Raw genomic sequence first — 3,684 nt, 5'->3', positions numbered from 1 at the left:
AACTGTTAACTGTCAACTGCCAACTGTCAACTATCAACTGTTCTCTCAAAACTAGACAGAGTAGAGCAGAAACCTGAGGTTTTCACTACCTCCTGTTTCAGGCCTTAGGTCAAGTCCTCGACCTATTAGTACCGGTTAGCTCAATACATTACTGTACTTACACTCCCGGCCTATCTACCTGGTAGTCTGCCAGGGGTCTTACTGGATTAACTCCATGGGAAACCTTATCTTGAGGTCGGTTTCGCGCTTAGATGCTTTCAGCGCTTATCCGCTCCAGACATAGCTACCCAGCTGTGCCTCTGGCGAGACAACTGGTGCACCAGCGGTCTGTCCATCCCGGTCCTCTCGTACTAGGGACAGCTCCTCTCAAGTTTCCTGCGCCTGCGACGGATAGGGACCGAACTGTCTCACGACGTTCTGAACCCAGCTCATGTACCGCTTTAATGGGCGAACAGCCCAACCCTTGGGACCTACTTCAGCCCCAGGATGCGATAAGCCGACATCGAGGTGCCAAACCTCCCCGTCGATGTGGACTCTTGGGGGAGATAAGCCTGTTATCCCCGGGGTAGCTTTTATCCGTTGAGCGATGGCCCTTCCACTCGGAACCACCGGATCACTAAGCCCGACTTTCGTCCCTGCTCGACCCGTCGGTCTCGCAGTCAAGCTCCCTTCTGCCTTTACACTCTACGACTGATTTCCAACCAGTCTGAGGGAACCTTTGGGCGCCTCCGTTACTCTTTGGGAGGCGACCGCCCCAGTCAAACTGCCCACCTGACACTGTCCCCCATCCGGCTTACGGACGTGGGTTAGAACTTCAATACCTCAAGGGTGGTATCCCACCGACGACTCCGCACAGACTGGCGTCCATGCCTCTCTGTCTCCCACCTATCCTGTACATGACGTACCAAAATCCAATGTCAGGCTACAGTAAAGCTCCACGGGGTCTTTCTGTCCTGTCGCAGGTAACCCGCATCTTCACGGGTATTACAATTTCACCGAGCCCCTTGTTGAGACAGTGCCCAAATCGTTACGCCTTTCGTGCGGGTCGGAACTTACCCGACAAGGAATTTCGCTACCTTAGGACCGTTATAGTTACGGCCGCCGTTTACTGGGGCTTCAATTCAGAGCTTCGCCCTCTCAGGCTAACCCCTCCTCTTAACCTTCCAGCACCGGGCAGGCGTCAGCACCTATACGTCGTGTTTCCACTTAGCAGGCACCTGTGTTTTTGGTAAACAGTCGCTTGGGCCTCTCCTCTGCGACCTCTTCTTGCTCCGGTTGCTCTACCTTCACAATACTGAGGTACCCCTTCTCCCGAAGTTACGGGGTCATTTTGCCGAGTTCCTTAACAAGGGTTCTCTCGCGCGCCTTAGGATTCTCTCCCTACCTACCTGTGTCGGTTTGCGGTACGGGCACCCACTCGCCTCGTTAGAGACTTTTCTCGACAGTGTGGGATCAGCTACTTCACTACTCTAATTTCGTTCCCCTTCACGTCTCAGGCTCTATGTGTGGCGGATTTGCCTACCACACGCCCTACTCGCTTGGACCAGCTCTTCCATCCGCTGGCTTAGCCTACCCTCCTGTGTCATCCCTTCCTCAAACGGCTGTGGGTGGCATCGGATTCTCAACCGATTTCCCATCACCTACGCCCTTAGGCCTCGGCTTAGGTCCCGGCTTACCCTGGGCGGACGAGCCTTCCCCAGGAATCCTTAGGCTTCCGGCGGGCAGGATTCTCACCTGCCTTCTCGCTTACTCATACCGGCATTCTCTCTTCTGTACTCTCCAGCACTCCTCACGGTATACCTTCGACGTGTACAGAACGCTCCCCTACCCCTACTGGAGGTTAGATGTTGGAAGTTGGATGTTGGACTATTTCCAGGTCCGTATGAGTTTATTTATTTGCTTACCAAGTACTTCGTACTCTTCAGCTAAACTTAGATATACTTTTTCTTCAAAATATCCTAAGTCCTTACACATGTCGATTAGAACTCGCATCTCATTGCATGACCCCAATGCATTTCTTAAAAAGTGCTTGAATTCTGCTTTTGAGTCTTTGCGCCCGTATCCCTCCGCTATATTTAACGGTATGGACACTGCTGCCCTCCTAATCTGACTGCTTAACTCATACTTTTCTGTTTCTGGCAAGGTGAATGTTAGTCGATGTACATCTAATGCTAACTCGTATGACCTCTTATATATTTCAAGGTCTCGATAGCTTTGTATCATCTCCACTCACCTCGGTTCCAACTTCTAACCTCTAACATCTAACCTCCAGTAAGCCGTAGCTTCGGTGCCGTGCTTAGCCCCGGTTCATTTTCGGCGCAGGGCCACTCGACCAGTGAGCTATTACGCACTCTTTAAATGATGGCTGCTTCTAAGCCAACATCCTGGTTGTCTGTGCAATCCCACATCCTTTTCCACTTAGCACGGACTTTGGGACCTTAGCTGACGGTCTGGGCTGTTTCCCTCTCGACTACGGATCTTAGCACTCGTAGTCTGACTCCTAAGGTAAGTTTATGGCATTCGGAGTTTGATAGGGTTCGGTAACCTGGTAGGGCCCCTAGCCCATTCAGTGCTCTACCTCCATAAACCATCCCTTAAGGCTAGCCCTAAAGCTATTTCGGGGAGAACCAGCTATCTCCGAGTTCGATTGGCATTTCACCCCTACCCACACCTCATCCGCCGACTTTTCAACGTCGGTCGGTTCGGGCCTCCACCAAGTCTTACCTTAGCTTCACCCTGGACATGGGTAGATCACCCGGTTTCGGGTCTACGGCAACTAACTTAACGCCCTTTTCAGACTCGGTTTCCCTGCGGCTCCGTACCTTAAGTACTTAACCTCGCTAGCTACCGTAACTCGCCGGTTCATTCTACAAAAGGCACGCCGTCACGCTCTTATGGCGCTCCGACTGCTTGTAAGCATACGGTTTCAGGTTCTCTTTCACTCCCCTCCCGGGGTGCTTTTCACCTTTCCCTCACGGTACTTGTTCACTATCGGTCGCCAGGGAGTATTTAGCCTTAGGAGGTGGTCCTCCCTGATTCCCACGGGATTCCCCGTGTCCCGTGGTACTTGGGATCCTCTCTCAGCTATTTCCCCTTTCGCCTACAGGAGTGTCACCTTCTGTGCTCCGCCTTTCCAGACGGTTCGGCTAGGTTCCTTAGCCTTAACGAGAGTCCCGCTACCCCCTCCTAGAGGTTGGAAATTAGATGTTGGAAGTTGGATTGTGTTGGAATTCGCTTCCGCCAATTCCTTCTTAATCTAACCTCTAACTTCTAACCTCTAACCTCCAGGAGGGTTTGGGCTCCTCCGCGTTCGCTCGCCGCTACTTACGGAATCACTGTTGTTTTCTTTTCCTCCGGGTACTTAGATGTTTCAGTTCCCCGGGTTGCCTCCTCTGTGCCTATGGGTTCAGCACAGGGTGACGGGGTATTAACCCCGCCGGGTTCCCCCATTCGGACACCCACGGGTCTACGCCTGCTTGCGGCTCACCGTGGCTTTTCGCAGCTTTCTACGTCCTTCTTCGGCTCCTGGCGCCTAGGCATCCACCGTACGCCCTTACTAACTTGACCTAATCGTCTGTTGTACTACAACAGCCTCAACCTTTCACAGCTCTCGGTAGTTCTTCCTCTCGCTCTCGCGCTCGGTTTCTTGCCTACTCTGTTTAGTTTTCAAAGAACATTTCGTGC

The 3,684-nt window shown here is 52.4% G+C and carries 1 rRNA gene; it reads right to left on the bottom strand.

What is annotated here, in order from left to right:
• Nucleotides 1-105: 105 nt before the first annotated feature.
• A 23S ribosomal RNA gene (locus Tfer_RS15450) occupies nt 106-3,567 on the bottom strand.
• Nucleotides 3,568-3,684 lie beyond the last annotated feature (117 nt).

The sequence above is a fragment of the Thermincola ferriacetica genome, assembly GCF_001263415.1.
Lineage (GTDB): Bacteria > Bacillota > Thermincolia > Thermincolales > Thermincolaceae > Thermincola > Thermincola ferriacetica.
This window is presented reverse-complemented; position numbering and strand designations above follow the sequence as displayed.